The sequence below is a fragment of the Natrinema limicola JCM 13563 genome (genome assembly GCF_000337475.1).
Taxonomy (GTDB): domain Archaea; phylum Halobacteriota; class Halobacteria; order Halobacteriales; family Natrialbaceae; genus Natrinema; species Natrinema limicola.
The window spans coordinates 3454-6096 of sequence record NZ_AOIT01000092.1; the positions used below are offsets into that span (position 1 = coordinate 3454).

2 protein-coding genes and 1 pseudogene are annotated in these 2643 nt (G+C 53.6%); all 3 read right to left on the reverse strand.

The window, feature by feature from the left end; translation table 11 throughout:
• Window positions 1–480: 480 nt before the first annotated feature.
• Window positions 481–963, reverse strand: a complete 483-nt coding sequence (locus C476_RS17590) for a hypothetical protein (RefSeq protein WP_008015508.1) — start codon at window positions 961–963, stop codon at window positions 481–483.
• Window positions 963–1952 carry a ParA family protein gene (locus tag C476_RS17595; protein ID WP_008015511.1) on the reverse strand — a complete coding sequence of 330 codons (990 nt, stop codon included), beginning with the start codon at window positions 1950–1952 and terminating at the stop codon, window positions 963–965. Before C476_RS17595 ends, C476_RS17590 begins: the two co-directional genes overlap by 1 nt.
• 614 nt (window positions 1953–2566) lie before the next feature.
• Window positions 2567–2643 (reverse strand): annotated as a pseudogene (locus C476_RS18190) (helix-turn-helix transcriptional regulator); the annotation flags it as partial.

Here is a 2643-nt window from a genome sequence, read left to right on the forward strand (position 1 = left end):
GCTCCTTGAGGGCGGGGGCTTGGCACCCTCACCGCCACCGCTAATCCACGGGAAGCCGCTGGCCACCGCGTCCGTACCGGTTCTAGTCTGTGTGGATAATCTGCAACGAGTGTCTGTAATAAGTATCTGTTACAGAAGTCTGTACCAGATACTTGTCCCACAAGTCAGTGATGGCTGTTTTGGGATGGCTGTTTCCGCGGTTGAAAACAATGACTGAAACACGGCTTCACGTGAACTACCCCGCCCTACTCGCTCTCTCCGATCGCTCCTTGAGGGTGGGGGCTTGGCACCCTCACCGCCACCGCTAAATCGAGGTGCTAGTGTCCCTTCCTCAGCAAGCAAAGCGAACAGGGAGGGGATACAGCGTAACTCCGTTTTTGTGCAGCCTATCAGAAACGCGAGGCGTTTCTGAGGTCGTCTCTAGAACTCACAGATTTTCGGTGTGCGAACGAGGGTGAGAATTCGTATACGGTGTGGAACTCAATCGATCAAGCCGAACCCTTCCTCACGCATGAGTTCGGCGACACCCTCTGGGTTCTCAAACGCGAACTTTAGGGCGAATTCTCGAGCGTCAGTCTTTGATACTTCTTCAGTCTCGAGTTCATCGGCGAGTTGATTGCGGAATGCGGTCTCCTGACTGTGAACTGATTTCCGAAGGTGAACTTCGATTCGTTCATCGCGTTCGTCACCGACATTGCTTCGACGGACAAAATAGGGGAACTGCTCCCGATCGCCTTCGTTGTTTTCAGCCTCTCCCTCACTGCTATCCTCGTCAGGATCGTCCGCGCTCTCCGCCTGCGGCTCTGGTTCTGCTGGTGGCGAATTGGTCACTGGACGATCCGATTCTGAGTCAGTGTCTTGTATCGGTTCGTCTTGACCCTCGGTCTCACTCTCAGTGTCTTCGTCATCACTGTCTTCCCCAGACCCAAAGTCGAGGTTTCCAGATCCTCGTTTCATGGGCATCAGGCCGTCACCTCACGCTCGGTGTCACCCACATCGAATCGCTCCTCGCCGTAGCCGTCGATCTCGAGGACGAGCTCGGTATCGACATCAATGTCGAACGTCTCGGTCGCGATGAACGCAGCGAGCGAGTAGAGATCACGTGCGGTCTCGAGCTCACGGTCACGGACGCCACGCTGACCGGGTTCGCTGACCATCTCGCCGTCTTGTTCGAAGGTTTTCCAGCGTTCTTCGAGCACTTTGAACGCGGACCCACGGGCTTCCCACATCGTGTCCATGAGACTCTCGCGATTAGGGATCGACACGGGCGTTGGGTAGTACTCGTTGTTTTCGAACTGCTTGGTGTACTGTTGGTGGGCGTTCGTCTGCCCGACACCAGAGGGAACGACACACGAGAGGCCAACCTCGATATCCAGATGCTGCTCCATGTTCGTCACGAGTTCCTCGAGGCCCCCGAGACTGAGGTTACCCTTCCCGGCTGGTTTGACCGGCGCAACCAGTGTCCGCATAGCGTAGATAGCGTTGTATAGCAGGTCCTCAGCACGGGCGTTCGGGTCGATCAAGATGGCATCGTACCGTTCGTGGAGCTGCTCTTTGTCCCAGAGCAGGTCGTACAGGAGTTCGTACCGTGGGAACTCCTCTCGGCTCATATTCTTCATGCCCGTCTCGTAGTCGATCTTCTGCTCGAGGTTCGACGTGAAATCACCAAGCATGTCATGACTTGGAACGACGTCGACGCCTTCCTCGGATGTCTCGATTATGTCTTCAAAGGGCCCATCAGGCATCTCGAGGATGTGCTTAACGATGTTGTCTGCGTCGGGATCACTCCGGAACTCACCGACGTCGAATAGGCTCGTGAGATTCCCCTCTTGGGGGTCCAGGTCGATCACACAGACATCGAGGTCCATGCGCTCGAGGGCAACTGCAAGGTTTGCGGTGGTGGTGGTCTTGAACGTGCCGCCGGATTCAGAGTAGACGACTGCTGTTATCATAGAAGTCAATACAGTCACTACATACATAAATTTGTGGCAGACATACGGTACTGACTTCCAGTACAGATATCTGTAACAGACTTCTGTTCTCAATGTCTGTTTTATCTGTCTGTATTATCTATCTGTAATCGCGCCCTCTTGCGGTTTTACGGTGGATGACATCCGAAGGATACCGGCTTCGGTGGGGGTTTGTAGCAGTCGGAGGTCAATCTCTGACCAGCCTGTATAGATGTCTGTAATAACTATCTGTCACAGAAATCTGTACCGGATATCTGTACCACACGTCAATGACGGATATTTGGGATGTTGACATACTTCTGCGGCTGGGCCGAGGGATCTCCGGTCAGGATGTTGGCTATTCCTTACTAGAGAGCAGGCGCAAAGCCTCGGCATTCACGTTGAACTTGACCTCACGAAAAAACGTGATCAGGATAAACTGATACTAGCTAACAGTTAAAAACAAACATGATATTACACCTGTCTTTGTCATCTGGCAATCTCGGTTTAGAGACTCAGTCAAAGAAGACCGTGATGGGGGTGTGCATCAACTGTTCGTCTACCAGGATACCGAGGACAAAGAGAAACGGACATGCCTCGAGCGCGGATCGCGCCGACTACTCCTCGTAGGCGAGGTTCATGATCCACTGCGAGAAGGCGTCGCTGTTAGGATCAATCTCTTCCTCGCCGACAA